Genomic DNA, 18,172 nt, shown 5'->3' with positions numbered 1-18,172 from the left:
TCAGCGTGAATCGAAGCAACAACGACCGTGCAGCGCGGTCGAACCGAGCCATTTCTCTCATCCTCGCCGCCGGCATGTGCTGCGCGGCGTCGATGACCGCCCTCGCGGCCCCCGCGACCGACCGCCTCGTCCTCCGGACCGGGATCGTCGACACCTCGCGCGGCGCGGTCGGTCTCGAGGCCGACGGCGGCGCCATGCTCCCGGACCTCGAACTCCGCCCCGGTCAGCGACTGGTCGTCCAGCTCGACGGGCCGATGACCCCCGCCCGGCGCGCGCAGCTCGACGCGACCGGCGTGCGCGTCCTCAGCTACCTCCCGGTGAACGCGTTCATCGTGACCGCCGCGAACAACGCGCAGGCCAACGCCGCCGCCGGCCTGCCCTTCGTCCGCTGGGCGACGGGCTTCCAGAACGACTGGAAGATCGACCCGGTGCTCAGCGACATCCTGGCCAACGCGCAGGACGCTGCGGCCGAGCTGATCGTCGTGAATATCTCGTTCTTCGCCGATGAGGTCGAGCTCGTCGCGAAGCAGGCCCTCAACACCGTGCCCGGCGTGACCGTGCACGCGTCGGGCATGAACGGGACGCAGGAGCTGCTGGTGACGGCGACCGTGCCGGCGTCGGCGCTCCGCCCGATCGCCGGCATCGACGGCGTGCAGTTCATCGAGATGGGGCTCGAGGCCGAGCTTCGTAACGCCACCTCGCGAGAGATCGTCCAGGCCGGCCAGACGGGCCTCACCCCGCTCTACGACAACGGGATCACCGGCGAGGGCCAGGTGGTCGCGGTCATCGACGGCGCGATCAACGTGAATCACTGCTCCTTCGCCGACACCATGCCCGTCGGCCCGGGGCACCGCAAGATCCTGAAGTACTACGGCTCCTTCGGCTCCGATTCGCACGGCACGCACGTCGGCGGCACGGTCGCCGGCAAGGCGCCCAACGGCTCCAGCAACGACCTCACCGGCGTCGCCTACGACGCGAAGCTCGTGTTCGAGCGCATCCCCGGGAATCTCAACGGCGTCCAGTTCTACAACCAGCTCTCGAGCCACTACAACGACGGCGCTCGTGTCCACACCAACAGCTGGGGCGCGGACTTCCGCACCGACTACAACGCCTGGACCCGCGCCATCGACGAGTTCTCGTACAACTTCGAGGACTCCATCGTCCTCTTCGCCATCACGAACCGCTCCACCCTCTACACCCCCGAGAACGCCAAGAGCGTGCTCGCCGTCGGCGCCAGTCAGGACTGGCCCAGCGTCAACTCGCACTGCTCGGGAGGCGTCGGCCCCACTGCCGACGGGCGGCGCAAGCCCGAGATCTACGCCCCCGGCTGCAGCACGGTCTCGTCCAGCAGCAGCACGACCTGCGGCACACGCACGCTCACCGGCACCTCGATGGCGTGCCCCGCCGTCGCGGGCGCCGCGGCGCTTGTCCGCCAGTACTTCGTTGACGGCTACTACCCCACCGGCGTGCCCGGCGACAACCCCTCGCTCGTCCCCACCGGCGCCCTGATGCGCGCCGTCCTGCTCAACGCCACGCGCGACATGACCTCGATCTCGGGCTACCCGAGCAACCTCGAGGGCTGGGGCCGTCTGTCGGCCGACGACGCGCTGCACTTCCCCGGGGACGCACGCTCCATCGTCGTCCGCGACGTGCGCAACGTCTCCGACGAAGCGCTGTCCACCGGCGGCAGCTACGAGTTCGGCGTCGAGGTCCTTTCCTCGTCGCAGCCGCTGAAGGTCACCATGGCCTTCACCGACCCCCCGGCCGCCCCGCTGGCGGGCTTCGCTCCCATCAACAACATCGACCTCGTGGTCACCTCGCCCTCGGGCACTGTGTATCGCGGGAACGCGATCAACGCGGGCGTCGGCCAGTCCATCGCGAACTCCGCCACCGCCGACAGCGTGAACTCGGTCGAGCAGGTCATTGTCGGCTCGCCCGAGGCGGGCGTCTGGACCGTCACGATCGCGGCGCCCAGCGTCAATGTCGGGAATCAGGGCTTCGCGGTCGTCGCGACCGGCGCCGTGGCTGATTTCCTCGAAACCAGCTGCGACGGCGACACCAACGGCGACGGCGTGGTCAACTTCTCCGACCTCAACGCCATCCTCGGCGCGTTCGGCACCGACGACCCCAAGGCCGACCTGGACGGCAACGGGGTGGTCAACTTCGCCGACCTCAACATCGTGCTGACCAACTTCGGCAACCAGTGCAACTGATCGCCTGCTGAGAGCTGACCGATCCGATACAGTCTCCGTCGGCCCCCTGCCGACGGAGATTTTTTTCATGCGCACCCAACGATTCACCCTGTCGTTTCTCGCCTCGCTCCCGCTCTGCGCCGGCATGCTCGCCTCGCTGAGCCCGGTCTCGCACGCCCAGGTGCGAGAGGCCCGCGCCGAGATCCCCCAGCCCGGGTTCCTTCGCGCCTTCGCCGAGACCGGGCGCTTCGCGCTGGGCAAGCCCGCCGGCGTCTCGCTGCTGCCCGACGGTCAGGGCGCGCTGTTCATGCGCTCGGGCCCGCGCTCGTTCGTGCGCGACATGTACTTCGTCGACTCGACGGGGCGTGAGCGCGTGTTCCTGACTGCGCAGCAGCTGCTGGGAGGGACCGAGGAGCGCCTGACCGCCGAGGAGCTCGCGAGGCGCGAGCGAATGCGCCTCGCGGCGCGCGGCATCGCCGACTTCTCCGTCAGCCGCGACGGCGAGACGCTGCTCGTTCCGCTGTCCGGGCGTCTGTTCCTGGTCGATCGCGCGTCCTCGCGCGCGACCGAACTCCCCGGCGAGGGCGGCGCGGCGATCGCGCCGGCGTTGTCGCGCGACGCGTCGCTCGTGGGCGTGGTGCGCGACGGCGACCTGTATGTCATCGATGTTCCCAGCGGCGTGCAGCACCGCATCACGGATCGCCGACGCGAACCTGCGACGGTGTCCTTCGGCGCCGCCGAGTTCGTCGCACAGGAAGAGATGCGCCGTCGCGAGGGCTTCTGGATCGCGCCGGACAACTCGTCGATCGTGTACCAGCGCACGGACGTGGAAGGGCTGGAGATCTTCACGATCGCCGACCCTGCCGACCCGGCCAAGCCGGCGACGACCTGGCCCTACCCTCGCGCCGGCACGAAGAACGCCGAGGTGCGCCTGTTCGCGCAGAAGCTCGATCAGGGGCGCCCGCTCGGGCCGGTGGCCGAACTGCGCTGGGACCGCGACGCGTACCCCTATCTCGCGCGGGTCGTGTGGAGCAAGGGCGCTCCGCTCACGATCCTCGTGCAGAACCGCCTGCAGACCGAGCAGAAGCTCTACGCCGTCAACGAGCGCACCGGCGCGTTGACCGAACTGGTGACCGAACGCGACGACGCGTGGGTCGACATCGACGCCCAGATGCCGCGCTGGATCAACGAAGGACAGGCGTTCCTCTGGACCACGAAGCGCAACGGCTCGGAGCAGCTCGAGCTGCGCGACCGGTCGGGCCGGCTCGTGCGCGCGCTGACCGACGCGACGCCGGGGTACCGGTCCGTCGCGCACGTCGACGAGAAGGCGTTCGACCGTCGCGGCGCCGTCTATATCCACCACTCCGACGACCCCACGCAGCAGCACGTCGTGCGCGTCCCGCTGTCGGCAGAGGATGGTTCGCCCGTGCGTCTGACCAGCGAGCCGGGGGTGCATTCGCTCAGCGTGGCGCACGACGGCTCGACCGCGGTTCTGCACTCGCGCCCCCTCGTGGGCAACGAGCGATGGGAGATGATCGACCTGCGCCAGGCCAACGCGGCGGCGCCGTTCGCGTCGCCCTTCGCCCAGCTCCAGAGCAAGGCCGAGGACCCCGGGTTCCGCCCCTCGCTCGAGTTCGTGCGCACCGGCCCCCGGCGCGACATCGACGCCGTGGTCATCCGCCCGCGCGATTTCGACGCGACGAAGCGGTACCCGGTCATCGTGAATGTCTACGCCGGGCCTACCTCGGTCATGGTCGAGCGCGTGCGCGACCGGTACATCTTCCAGCAGTGGGTCGCGGATCACGGCTTCATCGTCGTGGCGATGGACGGGCGCGGCACGCCGCGGCGCGGGAACGCGTGGCAGCACGCGCTGAAGTTCGACTTCATCTCCAAGCCCCTCGAGGACCAGGTCGCCGGGCTGCGCACGCTGGGCGACCGCTTTCGCGAGATGGATCTGTCGCGGGTGGGCGTCTACGGCTGGTCGTACGGCGGGTACTTCGCCGCGATGGCTGTCATGCAGCGCCCCGATGTGTTCCATGTCGGCGTCGCCGGCGCGCCGGTCGCCGACTGGATCGACTACGACACGCACTACACCGAGCGCTACGCGGGTCTGCCTCAGGACAACCCTGAGGCGTATCGCGTGAGCAACGTGCTCACCTACGCGGACCGGCTGGTGCGCCCGCTGCTGATCATCCACGGCACGGCTGATGACAATGTGTACTTCGTGCACGCGCTGAAGATGGCGGACTCGCTCTTCAAGGCGGGCAAGCAGTTCGACTTCATCCCGCTGTCGAACCAGACGCACATGGTGACCAGGCCCGACTTCGTCGAGCCGATGTGGGCTAGGGTGCTGGCGTACTTCCAGCAGCACCTTGGTGGTCCGGTTTCTCCCGAATAACTTCGCGCGTTGCTGACACAACGAAAGCGGCGGGCCTCGAGGGAGGCCCGCCGCTGTTCATTTGGGAGATGTAGGGCGGATCAGGCGCGTCCGTGCATGAGCTTCTTGAGCACGGGGCTGATCCCGAGCATGATGACGCCCGCGCCGAGGGAGGTGATGACGAAGATGAGGTAGAAGTCGGCCTGGCCCCCGATGATGGGGTTGAAGAGCTCGCCTTTCTCGATCTTCTCGATCTTGCTGAAGGTCATGCCTCCGATGAACTGCGCGATTGCGGGCGAGAGGAACCACACGCCCATCAGGAGGGACATCCACTTGACCGGCGCCAGTTTGGTGACGAGCGAGAGACCGATGGGCGAGAGGAACAGTTCGCCGATGGTGTGCAGGAAGTAGACGAGTATGAGCCAGTAGGGCCCGACCTTGCGGATGAGGTTGGCGCCCTCGGCGAGGAAGCGACCGCCGTCGGTCTTCTGTGCGACGAAGACCATCACGACGAAGCCCAACCCGAGGAGGATGAGGCCCAAGCCCATCTTGACGGGTGTGCTTGGTTCGATGCGACGGCGTCCCATCCACGCCCAGAGGATGGCGAGAACGGGCGCAAAGATGAGGATGAAGGCGGAGTTGACCGACTGGTACCAGGACGCCGGGAACTGGTTCTCCATCCCGGGCAGCACGCGGTCGGTGCGGTGGAGCGCGAAGAGGTTGAGCGAGGTCGCGGCCTGCTCGAACGCGAGCCAGAAGCAGATGACGAAGGTCGAGATGATGAAGATTGCGGCGACGGGGCCCTTCTCGCCGGGCTTCTGCGACAGGATGAAGAGGATAATTCCGAGAATCGCGCCGACGACGATGGTGATGCCGTAGGCCGGCGCCGCCCAGTCTGGGAACATGGGGAGCTTCACGCCGAAGACGAACTTGCCGGGGCTGCTCAGCATCTGCGCGATGCCGATGAGGAGCGCCGTGGCGCCGATCATCAAGGCGAGGCGCGTGAGGGTCTTGCTCGCGGGCGGGCGCTCGTGTTTGGCCGGAGGCAGGCCGATGCCGCTGAGCAATCGCGGCCTCCAGATGACATACACGACCATGCCGGCGATCATGCCGACGGCGGCGGCGCCGAATCCCCAGTGCCACCCCACCTTCTCGCCCAGGTAGCCGCAGGCGAGCGCTCCGAGGAGCGCGCCGACATTGATGCCCATGTAGAAGATCGTGAATCCAGCGTCGCGGCGGCTGTCGCCCTGGCGGTACAGCTGCCCCACCATCACGCTGACGCATGGCTTGAAGAAGCCCGTGCCGATGACGATGAGCGCCAAGCCGGTGATGAAAATCGCGACGGTGGCGGGCGAGCCGGGCTCGGTGAACCCCATGCCCGAGAGCACGATATGCCCTATCGCGATGATGGTTCCGCCCGTAAGCATCGAGCGGTGCGTCCCGATGAGTTTGTCAGCGAGGTACCCGCCGAAGATGCCTGTGAGGTAGACCATCGAGGTGTACCACGCGACGAGAACGCCGGCGTTCTCCCGCGACCAGCCCAGGCCCTCGCCCAGCACTCCGTCTTCGCCCTTCATGACCTGAGAGGTCATGAAGAGGACCAGGAGTGCGCGCATGCCGTAGTAGGAGAATCGCTCCCACATTTCGACGACGAAGAGAAGGAAGAGCCCGGCGGGCTGGCGTTCCTTGATCGGGGCGCCGGGGCCGCCTTTGAGCGTCTCCATCGTCGGGCGGATGTGCTGCATGTCGCCCGGGAGGGGCGCGGACTTGGGTTCGAAGGGGCCCTGGCCCTCTGGTGGACGCTCGCTCATGTGGCTTATTGCACCTGTTCCTCGTTCGCGTGGGGGTCTGGCGCGCGCGCCCAGACCCGGAGCCAGAGATGAGCGTACCGGGCTGGGGGCCTTTCGGCGAGACGCCCCGTTTCGGGCGATTCGGCGTCGTACGCTCGCTTGCCCCCCAGCGTTGACGGCGGGACACTCTCCGGACTCGTCCGTTCGTGCGCCGTTCAGGAGACCGTCATGCCGCTGCCCCTTCGCGCCGTTGCGCTGCTCGCTTCGCTCGCCTGCCCCCTCTCGCTCGCGCAGCCGGTCGTGGAGGCCCCCACGCCCACGCCGCCCTCGCCTGCGCCCGAGTTGCGCTACGACAAGCCCTTCTTCCCCGGGGCCCGGCACGACGCGTCGGTCCCGACGGTTCGTCAGCTGATCGGCATCGACGCGGGTGATCGCGCCGCCACCCCGGCGGAGATCGAGAAGTGCTTCCGCGCGTGGGCCGACACCAGCGACCGCGCGACGCTCGTCGAGCACGCGCGCTCGTACGAGGGGCGCCCGCTCTTCCATTTGATCGTGACGCGCCCGGACAGGCAGGCACGCCTGGGCGACATCAAGGCGGCGTACGCGAAACTCTCGGACCAGCGTGGCGTCTCGCGCGCCGACATCGACCGCGCGATGCGCGACCTGCCGGGCGTCGCGTGGATGGGCTACTCGATCCACGGCGACGAGACCTCGGGCGCCGACGCGGCGCTCGCGCTGGCGTACCACCTCGTCGCGGATCAGTCCGACGAGACTCGTTCGATGCTCGACGACCTCGTGATCATCATCGACCCGATGATGAACCCCGACGGGCGCGAGCGTTTCCTGAAGATGATCCAGCAGCACCGGGGCAACGCACCGGACACCGACAACCAGTCGCTGCTGCACACGGGGTACTGGCCTCGCGGGCGCGGGAACCATTACCTGTTCGATCTCAACCGCGACTCGATCTTCGGGGTGCACCCCGAGACGCGCGGGCGCCTGCGCGCCGTGAGCGAGTGGCGCCCCCTGCTGTTCGTCGACGCGCACGAGATGTGGCCGCTCGACACCTTCCTGTTCGCGCCGGGGAGAGCGCCGCAGAACCCCCACTTCCCGGCGCGGCGCGGTCACTGGAACGAGAAGTTCGCCGCCGACCAGGCGGATGCGTTCGATGGCTTCGGGTGGCGCTATTACACGGGTGAGTGGAACGAGGGGTGGTACCCCGGGTACACCGACGCGTGGGCGGCGCTCAAGGGCGCGGTGGGCATCCTGTACGAGCAGGCGCGCATCGCCGACACCGGCGTGCTGCGCCCCGAGGGCGCGACCGAGACCTACAAGGAATCGGTGCACAAGCAGTATGTGAGCAGCATCGCGAACCTGCGCTCGCTCAGGACACACAAGGCGGACCTGCTGCGCGAGTTCGTGGCGGAGCGTGCGGCGAACATCGCGCGCGACGGAGCGTTCGGGAACACGCTCTACGCGATCAACCCGGGGAGCGACGAGGGACGCCGTCGCGCGTTCCTCGACCTGATGGAGCTGCAGGGCGTCGAGGTGCACGAGGCGACGCGCGGGTTCAGCGCGACCGGGAAGGACGCGGTGGGGCGCGCGTTCGACGGGCGTGCGTTCCCCGAGGGCACGCTGCTGATCGCCGCGGCGCAGCCGGACGCCCCGCTCGCGTCGGCGCTGCTCGAGCTCGATACGCCGATGCCCGGCGAGTTCCTGACCGAGGAGCGTCGCGAGCTGCTGCGCAAGGGCGAGTCACGCCTCTACGACACGACGGCGTGGAACATCCCCATGCTCTACGGGATGGAGGCGTTCGAGCTCACGGGATCGCTGCCGGCTGGGGCGGAGCGCGTGCGGCTCGAGCCGGTGCGAGGGGGCGTGGACGTGCGCGAGTCGCGGGTCGGCTGGGCGATCGACGGCGCGGACGACCGCTCGGTCGTCGCGGCGGCGCAGCTCATGGAGCGCGGCGTGCGCGTGCGCCTGCTCGACAAGGCCACCGACCTCGACGGACGCCCGCTCGCCCGGGGGACGATCTTCGTCCTCTGGGCCGACAACCGCGCCAACACCGGGCTGGTCGACTCGCTCGACGAGGTCGCGCGCGTGCTCGGCGTCGCCGCGGTCTCGCTCGACACGGGTCGCGGCGTGGGCGATGCGCCGGATCTCGGGGGCGGGCACCTGCTGCTGCTCGAGCGCCCGCGCGTCGCGCTCGTGGGGCGCGCGAACACCGACCCGACGGACTACGGCGCGGTCTGGCACACGATCGATCACCGGCTGGGGATGCGTGCCGCGTACCTCGACGCCGACACGCTCTCGTCGGCCGACCTTCGCCGGTACAACACGCTCGTCTTCCCGAACGGGTCGGGGCGTGTGCTGCGCGCGAACGCCGAGACGCTTCGCGCGTGGGTCGAGGCGGGCGGGACGCTCATCGCGATCGGCAACAGCGCCGCCGCGGCGTCGAGCGCCGGGCTGAACCTCTCCTCGGCGCGAACGCTGGGCGACGCGATCGAGAAGCTGGACGAGTACGCGCTCGACATCGTTCGCGAGCACGAGGGGCTGCTCGCGCAAGCGACGGCGGAGGATGTCTACAGCCACACGCTTGCGCCGGCGGTCAGGGCGCCCTGGGAGAAAGTCGAGGCGCTGCCCTCGACCGACGAACTGAAGCGGCGCGCCGAGTGGAACGCGCTGTTCGCGCCGCAGGGCGCGATCGTCGCGGCGAGGACCGACGATCGCCACTGGCTGACGGTCGGCGTCGAGGGGACGCTGCCGGTGCTGGTGGGAGGCGAGTCCCCCCTGCTCGCGAAGCGCCCGACGGAAGCGCCGGTGCGTCTGGGCGTGTACATCGAGAAGGCCGCGACGAGCGAGGCGGCTCCCGCGACGGCCAAGCCCGGGGCCGAAGAGGAAGGGAAGAAGCAGGAGGAGCCAAAGCTCGCGCGGTTCGGCTTCGCGCCGGCGCCCGAGGGTTACGAGCCCCGTCTGCGAATGAGCGGGCTGCTGTGGCCCGAGGCGGCGCACTCGCTGATGAACAGCGCGTACCTCACGCGCGATCGCGTGGGCAGCGGGCAGGTGATCTGCTTCGCGTCTCCCCCGGCGTTCCGAGGGGCGACGCTGGGCACGGCGCGCCTGCTGCACAACGCGATTGTCTACGGGCCCGGGGCGGGCGCCTCGCACCCGATCAGGCCGTGAGGGTTCGCTCGATCAGTTGCAGTCGGAGCCGAACGCGCTGAGCACGGCGTTGAGGTCGGCGAAGTTGACGGCGCCGTCGTTGTTGAGATCGGACGGGGAGAAGCCGGGCGCGCCGGTCTGGCCGAACTCGGACAGGACGGCGTTCAGGTCGGCGAAGTTGACGAGGTTGTCGCCGTTGGTGTCGCCGGGGCAGCCCCCGAGGATGGCGAAGACCGCGTCGCTGTCGTCGTGGCCGGTGTTGTTGAGCAGGTTGCGCGGGCGGACGCGCACGAGCGCGTTGGTCGTGCCGGTGTTGGGGACGGCCCACATGTAAGAGCCGGTGTCGGGCAGCGCGCTGGCGATCACGGTCGGGAAGGTGGCGCCTCCGTCGGTCGAGAGGAGCAGATCGACGTTGAGGACGCCCTGGCGGTCGTCGGTGTCCCAGCGGATCTCGACGGAGTCGCCCGGGGTGAGCTGCTCGCCGCCGTTGGGGAAGCGGACGAGGGCCGTGGGGTTGTCGCCCCCGAGGTGGCGGGGCATGTGCATGACGATGCAGTGCATGACGCCGGCGGCGGTGACGATCGCCTGGCAGGGGATCTGCACGATGGTCTTGTCGGGCAGGGCGGCCTGGAGCGTGGCGAGGGCCTGCTGGTTGAAATTGTTGTTGACGACGGTGGTGTTGGTGTAGGAGGGCAGCAGAACCAGGTCGTTGCACATCACCATGTTGGTGAAGGTGTAGTGCGTGCCGCCGGTGGCGACGGCTGGCGTGCGGTAGACGGTGAAGCCCCGGTTGGCGAAATCGACGGCGGCGGCGTCGCAGATGAGGTCCTGCGTGCTGCCGCTCTGGAGGGGCCAGTCGCTGATGATGACCTTGTTGTCGGCGATGACCTGGATCCACATGTCGATGTGCTGGGTCGCGTCGACGCTCGTGGGGAAGGGCTGATAGAGGCGCGTGCCGAGGTTCTGGTAGTCCTGCCAGATGCCGATGATCTGGGGCTCGGTGAGGCCGGGGTTTTCGTTGTTGATGAGGCGGGTGGCGTAGCCGACGCCGTTCGCGTCGAGGTGGTAGTTCCCGCCGCCGTGGACGAGGGGCATCTCGTAGACGGTGTGGTTGAACTGCTGCCCGTGGAACGAGGGCAGGAGGTTGTCTGCAGGACGGGGGCGGTTGTAGGTGTGGTCGACGATCGAGCGGACGTCGCCCTCGTAGACGTAGCGCGGGCCGTAGTCGCGCATCCAGATCGAGTTGAGCGAGCGGATCCGGATATCGACGCGGCTCATGTCGGCGCCCTGGGCGGCGATCTGCGACTGGGCGGAGGACGCGGCGCTGGCGCTCGCGGCGTAGACGACGACGTTCGCGTCGCCGACGGTGGTGATCCGGCCGGACATCTGGGCGATGATCGAGAGCCAGGACGCGCTGCCCTGCCACGAGAAGATGATCGCGTCCATCGGCTCGTACTCGGCGACGGTTCGCAGCCCGGGGTAGTCGGACGGGGGCGTGACGGCGCGAGGGGCGACGATGGGGTTGTCGCGGACAAAGTCGCGCTCGGCCTTGGTCATGAAGCGAGGAAGGGCCTCGCCCTCGGCGTGGATCGCGGAGGGCGCGCCTGCGCCGGCGAGCCCGGACGCCGCGACGAGTGAAAGAAGCGCGAGGATGCCCCTGGACCTGGGCGCGCCGACAACAACCCGATAACTCATATCGATCTCCTGAATCGCGAGCGCAACGCCCGACCGCTCGAACATACCCCGGGGTTGACCCGGGCACAAGGGAACTTCACAAAAACGACGCCGCGTCCAACCCGCGTCCCGGGGCCGGGAAGGCGGTTTCGCGGCTATCCTCCGACGCACACTCGCCGGAGTGGCGGAATTGGCAGACGCGACGGATTCAAAATCCGTTGCCCCTTAAAGGCGTGCGGGTTCGATTCCCGCCTCCGGCATTTCCCCTGAGGCCGCCCATGCGACAGACCCGACTCTCAGCCCGGACGGCCCTTCTCGCCCTGCTCCTTGTCGCGTTCGGGATCGGGACCCGGGGATGCACCCCGGCGTCGCCCGGGGGGCCCGAGGGCGAGGGGCTGGTGGTGGTCGCGACAGTGGGCGAGCTGACCGACCTGGTGCGGGTCATCGGGGGCGACGCGGTCGAGATCACGACGCTCGTGCCTGTCGGTGAGGACCGCCACACGCCGCAGGTCAGGCCGAGCTGGGCGGAATCGCTTCGACGGGCCGACCTGCTGGTGCTGGTTGGTCGTGGGAACGAGGCGGGCTGGCTGCCGGGCGTAGAACGGGCGGCGCGCAACCCGGGCCTGGCTCGGGGCAGGCAGGGGCGACTGGACATCAGCGACTCCATCCCGAAGGAAGAGCCGGCGCCGGAGCGGCCCGAACCCGAGCCGGGCGCGCACGTGCACGCGCTGGGCAATCCCCACTATCTGATGGACCCGGAGAACGGCCGCCTCGCGGCGCGCGCGATCCGCGAGCGTCTCGCGGCGATGCGCCCGGCGCACGCCGATGCGTTCGGGGCGCGCCTCGCCGAGTTCGAGGAAGCCCTCGACGCGCGATCGTCTCGCTGGGAGCGCGACGGCGCGGCGCTTCGCGGCCTGCTGGCGTTCGGCGATCACGACGAGCAGTGGGACGCGTTCGCGAACCGCTTCGGCGTGACGGTCGTCGCGTCGGTCGAGCCCGAGCCGGGGGTGGAGCCAAGCGTCGCGCACCTGCAGCGCCTGGTGGAGCGTGCGCGGGCCGAGGGTGTGCGCGTGGTGCTGACGGGCGTGGGGCTGTCGTCGCCCGGGGCCGCGTCGCTGGCGCAGCGCGCCGGGCTGCCGCTCGTGAAACTGGCGCAGGAGCCGGGTGAAGCGCCGGGCGTCGAGTCGTACCTGGACATCTTCGATTTCAATCTTGACGCGATGCGCTCGGCGCTGGGTGAGCGCGCGAGCCCCGGGGAGCGCGAGTGAGCGACGCTCCGACGACGCGACCCGAGCCGGCGCCCGACGCCGGGCCCCCGATCGTGCTGTTCGCGCGTGCGCTGGCGCTGTCGTACGGATCGACGCCGGTGCTGAAGGGCGTGGACCTCGATATCCGCCGGGGCGAGTTCTGGGCGCTGCTGGGGCCCAACGGCGCCGGCAAGACGACGCTGGTGAACGCCATGCTGGGGGCGCACGCGCCTTCTGGGGGCGTGCTGCGTCGCCATAAGGAGTTCGGCGCCGCGAGCCGGATCGGGTTCGTGCCGCAGGCGGCGGGGATCAACCGCAAACTGCCGACGACGGTGCGCGAGTTCGTTGGGCTGGGCACGGTGGGGCTTCCCGACGCTTCGACGCTGCGCGTGAAGCGGGTGGACCACGCGCTGGACATGCTCGAGATGCGCCCGTTCGCGCGGAAGGACCTGTGGACGCTGTCGAGCGGCCAGCGCCAGCGCGCGCTGGTCGCGCGTGCGCTGGTTCGCGACCCGTATCTGCTGATCATGGACGAGCCGACGACCGGGCTGGACATCCGATCCGAGCGACGGTTGCTGCAGACCATCGAGCAACTGCGCGAGAAGCACCGGATCACCGTGGTGCTCGTGACGCACAACCTGCAGATCGCGAGGTCGCACGCGACGCACGCCGCGATCTTCGAGCGCGGGCGCGTGCGCACAGGAGACGCGTCGGAGATGCTCTCGGAAGCGACGCTGCGCGCGGCGTTCGATGTCGACGACACGCGCGAGGGCTCGGACGCGACGCGCGAATCGGAGGGGGCGTTCGCGTGATCTCCTCGTTTCTCGATTCCTGGCAGACCTTCGCGCCGACCTACCTCGCGTCGATCGGGCTCGCGACGCTGCTGGGCGCGCTGGGCGTGCCGATGATGGCGCGCGACCAGGTCTTTCTCGGCGCGGCGGCGGCGCAGTGCGCGACCTTTGGCGTCGCCCTCGTCATGGGGCTCAGCGCCGGGCTCTTCGGCGTTTCGGTGGGGCTGCTCAGTTCCCCGGCGGCGACGACGGTCGCGGCCCTGCTCTTCGCGACCGGCGCGACGCTGCTGATGAGCCGGCGCGAGGGGTGGATGCGCCAGACGCCCGAGTCGCTGACGGGGCTCGTGTTCCTCGCCGCGTCGGCATTGACGGCGTTGCTGCTGATCAATTCGCCCTTCGCGCTGCGCGACGCGCAGCAGCGCATGCTCTCGAGCGCCACGACCGCCGGCTGGGCCGAGGCGGGCATCGCGATCGTCGCGGCGCTCGTCGTCTTCGGGGCGCTGCTCTCGCGGCGAGACGCTATCGCGCTGCTGCTGCTCGACCCGGCGACGGCGGTCGCGAGCGGGCTGCGCGTGCGTGCGTGGAATGTCGCCCATGCGACGGCGCTGGGGCTGGCGGTCGGGCTGAGCGTGGGCGTCGCGGGGCTGTTGTTTACGCTCGGCGCGCTGGTGCTGCCGGCGATGATCGGTCGCGCCGCGTGCCGCACGACGACCGGGATGCTCGTGTTCGCGCCGCTCGCCGGGGGCGTCGTCGCGGGCATCGGGTCGTTCGTCTCGCACGCGCTGGACCTGCCGATGGGGTCGACGATCGTGGCCCTGCTGGTGATCGCGACGCCGGCGGCGCTGCTGGTGCGCTCGGGACGGGGTTTCGTGGTCCGGGAGTGAACCGGGGCGTGCCCGTCGCCCGATGGGTACGCTCTTCATCAGATGCCCCCAACGACCGAGAACCACATCGAGACCCCCCTGCTGCTGCCGGCCGATCCGGTGGAGCGGGCGCGCCGTCTCGAGCACTTCCTGCGTCACGCGCGCCACACGCCGGGCGTTCATGGCGTGGAGGTGGTGGGCGGCGACGAGAACCCTCGCCTGCGGATCGATCTGGACTCCCAGTCGGTGTCGTTCGACGCGATCACGCGCTGGGCGGAGCACGCGGGCATCGGGCTTCGCGAGCGCTGGGGCAGCGTGGTGCTCGCGGTCGAGGGGATGGCGTCGAAGCAGAGCGAGCAGGCGATCGAGGGCGCGCTGGCGGCGATCCCGGGGGTGCGCGCCTCGGCGTCGTTCCCGTCGCGCACGGTGCGCATCGAGTTTGACCGCGCCAGGTGCCAGCTGGCGGACGTGGCGCTGCGTCTGAGCGACCTCGGGTTCCGCGTGTCTCCGGTGACGGAGCGTGAGGCCAAGCGTCGCGCGGCTCGCGCGCGCGTCTCGGCGATCCCAACCCGGATCCGTCGCTGGGCGAGCGGGCTTCGCGACTCGCCCGAGCTGGCCGGGGCGATCGCCGGCGCGCTGCTGCTGCTTACGGGGTTTCTGCTTCGCAGGGCGTTCGACGCGCCGGACTGGGCGTGGCTGCCCCTGGTCATCGCGGCGTACCCCCTGGCCGGATGGCACACGGCGCGCGACACGCTGCTGACGCTGATCCGGTTTCGGTTCAACATCGATGTGCTGATGTTCGTGGCGGCGATCGGCGCCGGCGCGATCGGTCACTGGGAAGAGGGCGCCCTGCTGCTGGTGCTGTTCTCGTTCGGGCACGCGGGCGAGTCGCTGGCGATGGACAAGGCGCGCCGGGCGATCGAGGCGCTGCACGAGCTCGCCCCGGACTCGGCGATGAAGCGGACGCCCGACGGCTCGCTCGTCGAGGTCGCGGCCGAGACGCTCGAGGTCGGGGACACGATCGTCGTGCGCCCGGGCGACCGCGTGGGCGCCGACGGCGAGGTGCTCTCGGGCTATACCTCGATCGACCAGTCGGCGATCACCGGGGAATCGACGCCGGTGGAGAAGTCGGCGGGCTCGCACGTGTTCGCGGGCACGATCAACGGCGACGGCGCGATCGATGTGCGCGTCACGCGCTCGCACCACGAGACGACACTGGCGAAAGCGATCCGGCTCGTCGAAGAGGCGCAGACGCGTAAGGGCCAGACCGAACTGTTCACCGCCAAGGTCGAGCGGTTCTATGTCCCCTTCGTGCTCGGCGCGACCGCGCTGCTGTTTTTCGTGCCACTGCTCGTCGAGGGATTCACGGCCGAGGTGTTCAAGACCTGGTTCTATCGGTCGATGGCGTTCCTGACGGCGGCGTCGCCCTGCGCGCTCGCGATCGGGACGCCGGCGGCGACGCTGTCGGCGCTGGCGCGCGCGGCGCGTCTGGGTGTGCTCATCAAGGGCGGCGCGCACCTCGAGACGCTGGCGAAAATCGACACGGTGGCGTTCGACAAGACGGGCACGCTGACGGAGGGCAGGCCGCGCATGGTGGGCGTGGTCGCGCTCGGGGGCGCGACCGAGGACGACGCGCTGTTCGTGGCCGCGTCGCTCGAGGCGGGCAGCGCGCACCCGCTGGCGCGAGCGATTCTGGAGGCCGCGACGGCGCGGGGCTGGACGGGCGCCCTCGCCGAGGATTCCTCGATGGTGCAGGGCAAGGGGCTGCGAGGGACCCTGCGCGACGCGCAGGGCGGGCCGGTGGTCGTCGAGGTCGGCTCGCGCAAGCTCTACGACGCGTCGTCGATCCCCACGGCAGCGCACGAGGCGATCGATCGTTTCGAGCGCGAGCACGGCGCGACGGCGGTGCTCGTGCGCCGGGGTGAGGAATGGCTGGGCGTGATCGCGCTGGCGGACCCGCCTCGCCCGGATGCGGCGTCGAGCGTCGCGGCGCTGCGCTCGCTGGGCGTCAAACGGCAGATGATGCTCACCGGCGACAACGAAGGCGCCGCCAGGGCGATCGGCGCGAGCGTGGGTCTGGACGAGGTGCGTGCGTCGCTGATGCCCGAAGACAAACTCACGATCGTCGGGGCGATGGTCGAGGAGGGCCGCGTCGTCGCGATGGTGGGCGACGGCGTGAACGACGCGCCCGCGCTTGCGGCCGCGAGTCTGGGCGTCGCGATGGGGGCGGCCGGATCGGACGCGGCGCTGGAGACGGCGGATGTGGCGCTCCTCCACGACCGGCTCGAGCGGTTCCCTCAGGCGGTGGCGCTGGCGAAGTTCGCGCGCAGGATCGTCTTCCAGAACCTGCTCATCGCGATGGGCGTGATCGTGCTGCTGGCGCCCCTGGCGGCGACGGGGTACGCGAGCATCGGGTGGGCGGTGCTGTTCCACGAGGGCAGCACCGTGGTGGTCGTGCTGAACGCGCTGCGCCTGCTCGCGTGGAGGCGTCGCGGCGGTTCGGCGCAGTAAAAAAAGAAGGCCCGTCCTTTGGGACGGGCCTTGGCGAGCGCGCCGAGGCGGTTCCGCTCAACCGCCCCGGCGAAGCAGCTCGTCGATCGTGGAGAGAAGGTTCTTGTCGTCGGGTTTCGTGCGCGGGTCGAAGCGCGCCACGACGTTGCCCTCGCGGTCCACCAGGAACTTGTCGAAGTTCCAGCGGATGTCGCCGCCGATGGGCGCCGGCTGCGAGGTGAGCTGCCGGTAGAGCGGCGTCGCGTCGTCGCCCTTGACGCTGATCTTGGAGAACATGGGGAACGACACGCCGAAGTTCGTCTTGCAGAACTCTGCGATCTGCTCGTCGGAGCCGGGCTCTTGCCCCTGGAAGTTGTTGGCCGGGAACCCGAGGATGACGAACCCCTCGGCCTCTTTGTTCTCGTAGAGCTCCTGCAGCCCGGCGTACTGACCCGTGAGGCCGCAGCGGCTGGCGGTGTTCACGATGAGGATCACCTTGCCCTTGAACGCGGCAAGGTCCTGCTGCTGCCCGTCGATGAGGGGCATGGTGTAGCCCAGGACATACGGGCCTTCGGACTCGGGAGCGTCCTCCGGGGTGGCGGCGATCGCGCGGTCTCCGGCGGTCAGCGCCAGCCCGGCGACGGCGGCGAGGCCGATCGCGGCGAAGATCATCCCGGTTCGACACAGCGTGCAAGCCATCAGCGGACCTCCGAGCTCGGTTCGTACCTGGGCAGCATACCAGACGGGGCGGCGAGGGCTTGCCGAATACAATCGGCGTGCTCCTTCTGGCTCGCACAGTCCGTTTCGCCGTCAACGACCGGGCGGATTCTCCCTCCGGACCCAACGGGTACGCCGGGAGGCCCCCGATGCGTGGGCTGGGGAGGCACTACGAGCTGGATGTGGTCTGCCGCGGCGAGGCGGACCCGGCGACCGGGTACTTCCTTGACATCAAGGCGATCGACGAGGCCGCCCGCCGCGGGGCGATCCCCGAGATCGAGCGCGCCTGCCGCGACGCGCCGGCTCGCGAAGCGTCGGAAGTCGTGGTCGACGCGGCGCGAGGGCTGGCGAGGGAGCTCCCGGGGAAGTTCTGGTCGGTGCTCTGGCGGCTGTCGCCGTTCTATTCAGTCGAGATGAGGGCCGAGGACATGACGAGAGCGATCCTGCGACAGCGTTTCGAGTTCGCCGCGGCGCACCGGCTGCATTCGGCCTCGCTGAGCGAGGAAGAGAACCGTCGCGTGTTCGGGAAGTGCAACCACCCGAGCGGGCACGGGCACAACTACGTGGTCGAGCCGGCTGTCGCCGTCGACACGAGGGAGGCCGGGCGGCGCTTCCGCCTCGAAGACCTGGAGCGGATCACGGACGAGACGGTGATCGCGCGTTTCGACCACAAGCATCTGAACCTCGATACGGACGAGTTCGGGGAGGGCGGGCTGAACCCGTCGGTCGAGAACATCGCGCGTGTGTGTTTTGAGCTGCTCTCGGGCCCGATCGGGAGCGCCGGGGCGGAGCTTGTCGGGGTGACGGTCTGGGAGACCGAGAAGACGAGCGCGACCTACCCGGGGTGATCGAGGGTTCGCACAAAGTTC

The 18,172-nt window shown here is 69.7% G+C and carries 11 protein-coding genes and 1 tRNA gene; 9 read left to right on the top strand and 3 right to left on the bottom strand.

Annotated elements, in window-relative coordinates; translation table 11 throughout:
- Positions 1-5: 5 nt before the first annotated feature.
- Complete coding sequence (locus KF684_00125; protein MBX3351316.1) at positions 6-2,213, top strand: S8 family serine peptidase; 2,208 nt, start codon at positions 6-8, stop codon at positions 2,211-2,213.
- A gap of 67 nt (positions 2,214-2,280) precedes the next feature.
- Positions 2,281-4,590, top strand: coding sequence for a prolyl oligopeptidase family serine peptidase (locus tag KF684_00120; protein MBX3351315.1), 2,310 nt, complete (start codon positions 2,281-2,283; stop codon positions 4,588-4,590).
- A gap of 80 nt (positions 4,591-4,670) precedes the next feature.
- Here the strand turns inward: KF684_00120 and KF684_00115 are convergent, their stop codons facing one another.
- Complete coding sequence (locus tag KF684_00115; GenBank protein ID MBX3351314.1) at positions 4,671-6,380, bottom strand: oligopeptide:H+ symporter; 1,710 nt, start codon at positions 6,378-6,380, stop codon at positions 4,671-4,673.
- 207 nt (positions 6,381-6,587) lie between these two features.
- On the opposite strand from KF684_00115, the gene KF684_00110 reads away from it, so the two are divergent.
- Positions 6,588-9,542 (top strand): hypothetical protein, encoded by a 2,955-nt coding sequence (locus KF684_00110; protein ID MBX3351313.1) that lies wholly within the window; start codon positions 6,588-6,590, stop codon positions 9,540-9,542.
- Between the two features lie 12 nt (positions 9,543-9,554).
- On the opposite strand, the gene KF684_00105 is transcribed toward KF684_00110, so the two are convergent.
- On the bottom strand, positions 9,555-11,216 hold the full coding sequence (locus tag KF684_00105; GenBank protein ID MBX3351312.1) for an agmatine deiminase family protein: 1,662 nt from the start codon (positions 11,214-11,216) through the stop codon (positions 9,555-9,557).
- A 154-nt stretch (positions 11,217-11,370) separates the two neighbouring features.
- Here KF684_00105 and KF684_00100 point away from each other — a divergent pair.
- From KF684_00100 to KF684_00080, 5 genes are all read left to right on the top strand, one after another.
- Positions 11,371-11,455 (top strand) — tRNA-Leu (locus tag KF684_00100).
- Between the two features lie 18 nt (positions 11,456-11,473).
- Positions 11,474-12,463, top strand: coding sequence for a zinc ABC transporter substrate-binding protein (locus KF684_00095; GenBank protein MBX3351311.1), 990 nt, complete (start codon positions 11,474-11,476; stop codon positions 12,461-12,463).
- A complete protein-coding gene (locus KF684_00090) occupies positions 12,460-13,254 on the top strand; it encodes a metal ABC transporter ATP-binding protein (protein MBX3351310.1) in 795 nt (264 codons plus the stop codon). The genes KF684_00095 and KF684_00090 overlap by 4 nt, the downstream gene beginning before the upstream one ends.
- Positions 13,251-14,117, top strand: a complete 867-nt coding sequence (locus tag KF684_00085) for a metal ABC transporter permease (GenBank protein MBX3351309.1) — start codon at positions 13,251-13,253, stop codon at positions 14,115-14,117. The genes KF684_00090 and KF684_00085 overlap by 4 nt, the downstream gene beginning before the upstream one ends.
- Before the next feature lie 42 nt (positions 14,118-14,159).
- The gene (locus KF684_00080; GenBank protein ID MBX3351308.1) at positions 14,160-16,607 is read left to right on the top strand and encodes a heavy metal translocating P-type ATPase; all 2,448 of its coding nucleotides are present in this window, start codon (positions 14,160-14,162) and stop codon (positions 16,605-16,607) included.
- Between the two features lie 57 nt (positions 16,608-16,664).
- Here KF684_00080 and KF684_00075 read toward each other — a convergent pair whose 3' ends face one another.
- Entirely contained in the window at positions 16,665-17,132 is a 468-nt protein-coding gene (locus KF684_00075; GenBank protein ID MBX3351307.1) for a glutathione peroxidase, read from the bottom strand.
- A gap of 230 nt (positions 17,133-17,362) precedes the next feature.
- On the opposite strand from KF684_00075, the gene KF684_00070 reads away from it, so the two are divergent.
- Positions 17,363-18,151: a 6-carboxytetrahydropterin synthase gene (locus tag KF684_00070; GenBank protein ID MBX3351306.1), complete on the top strand. Its 789-nt coding sequence runs from the start codon at positions 17,363-17,365 to the stop codon at positions 18,149-18,151.
- Positions 18,152-18,172 lie beyond the last annotated feature (21 nt).

This window comes from Phycisphaeraceae bacterium, from assembly GCA_019636675.1.
In the GTDB taxonomy this organism is placed as follows: domain Bacteria; phylum Planctomycetota; class Phycisphaerae; order Phycisphaerales; family UBA1924; genus JAHBXC01.
The sequence above is the reverse complement of the archived record's forward strand: the minus strand, read 5'-3'. Positions and strand labels throughout refer to the sequence as shown.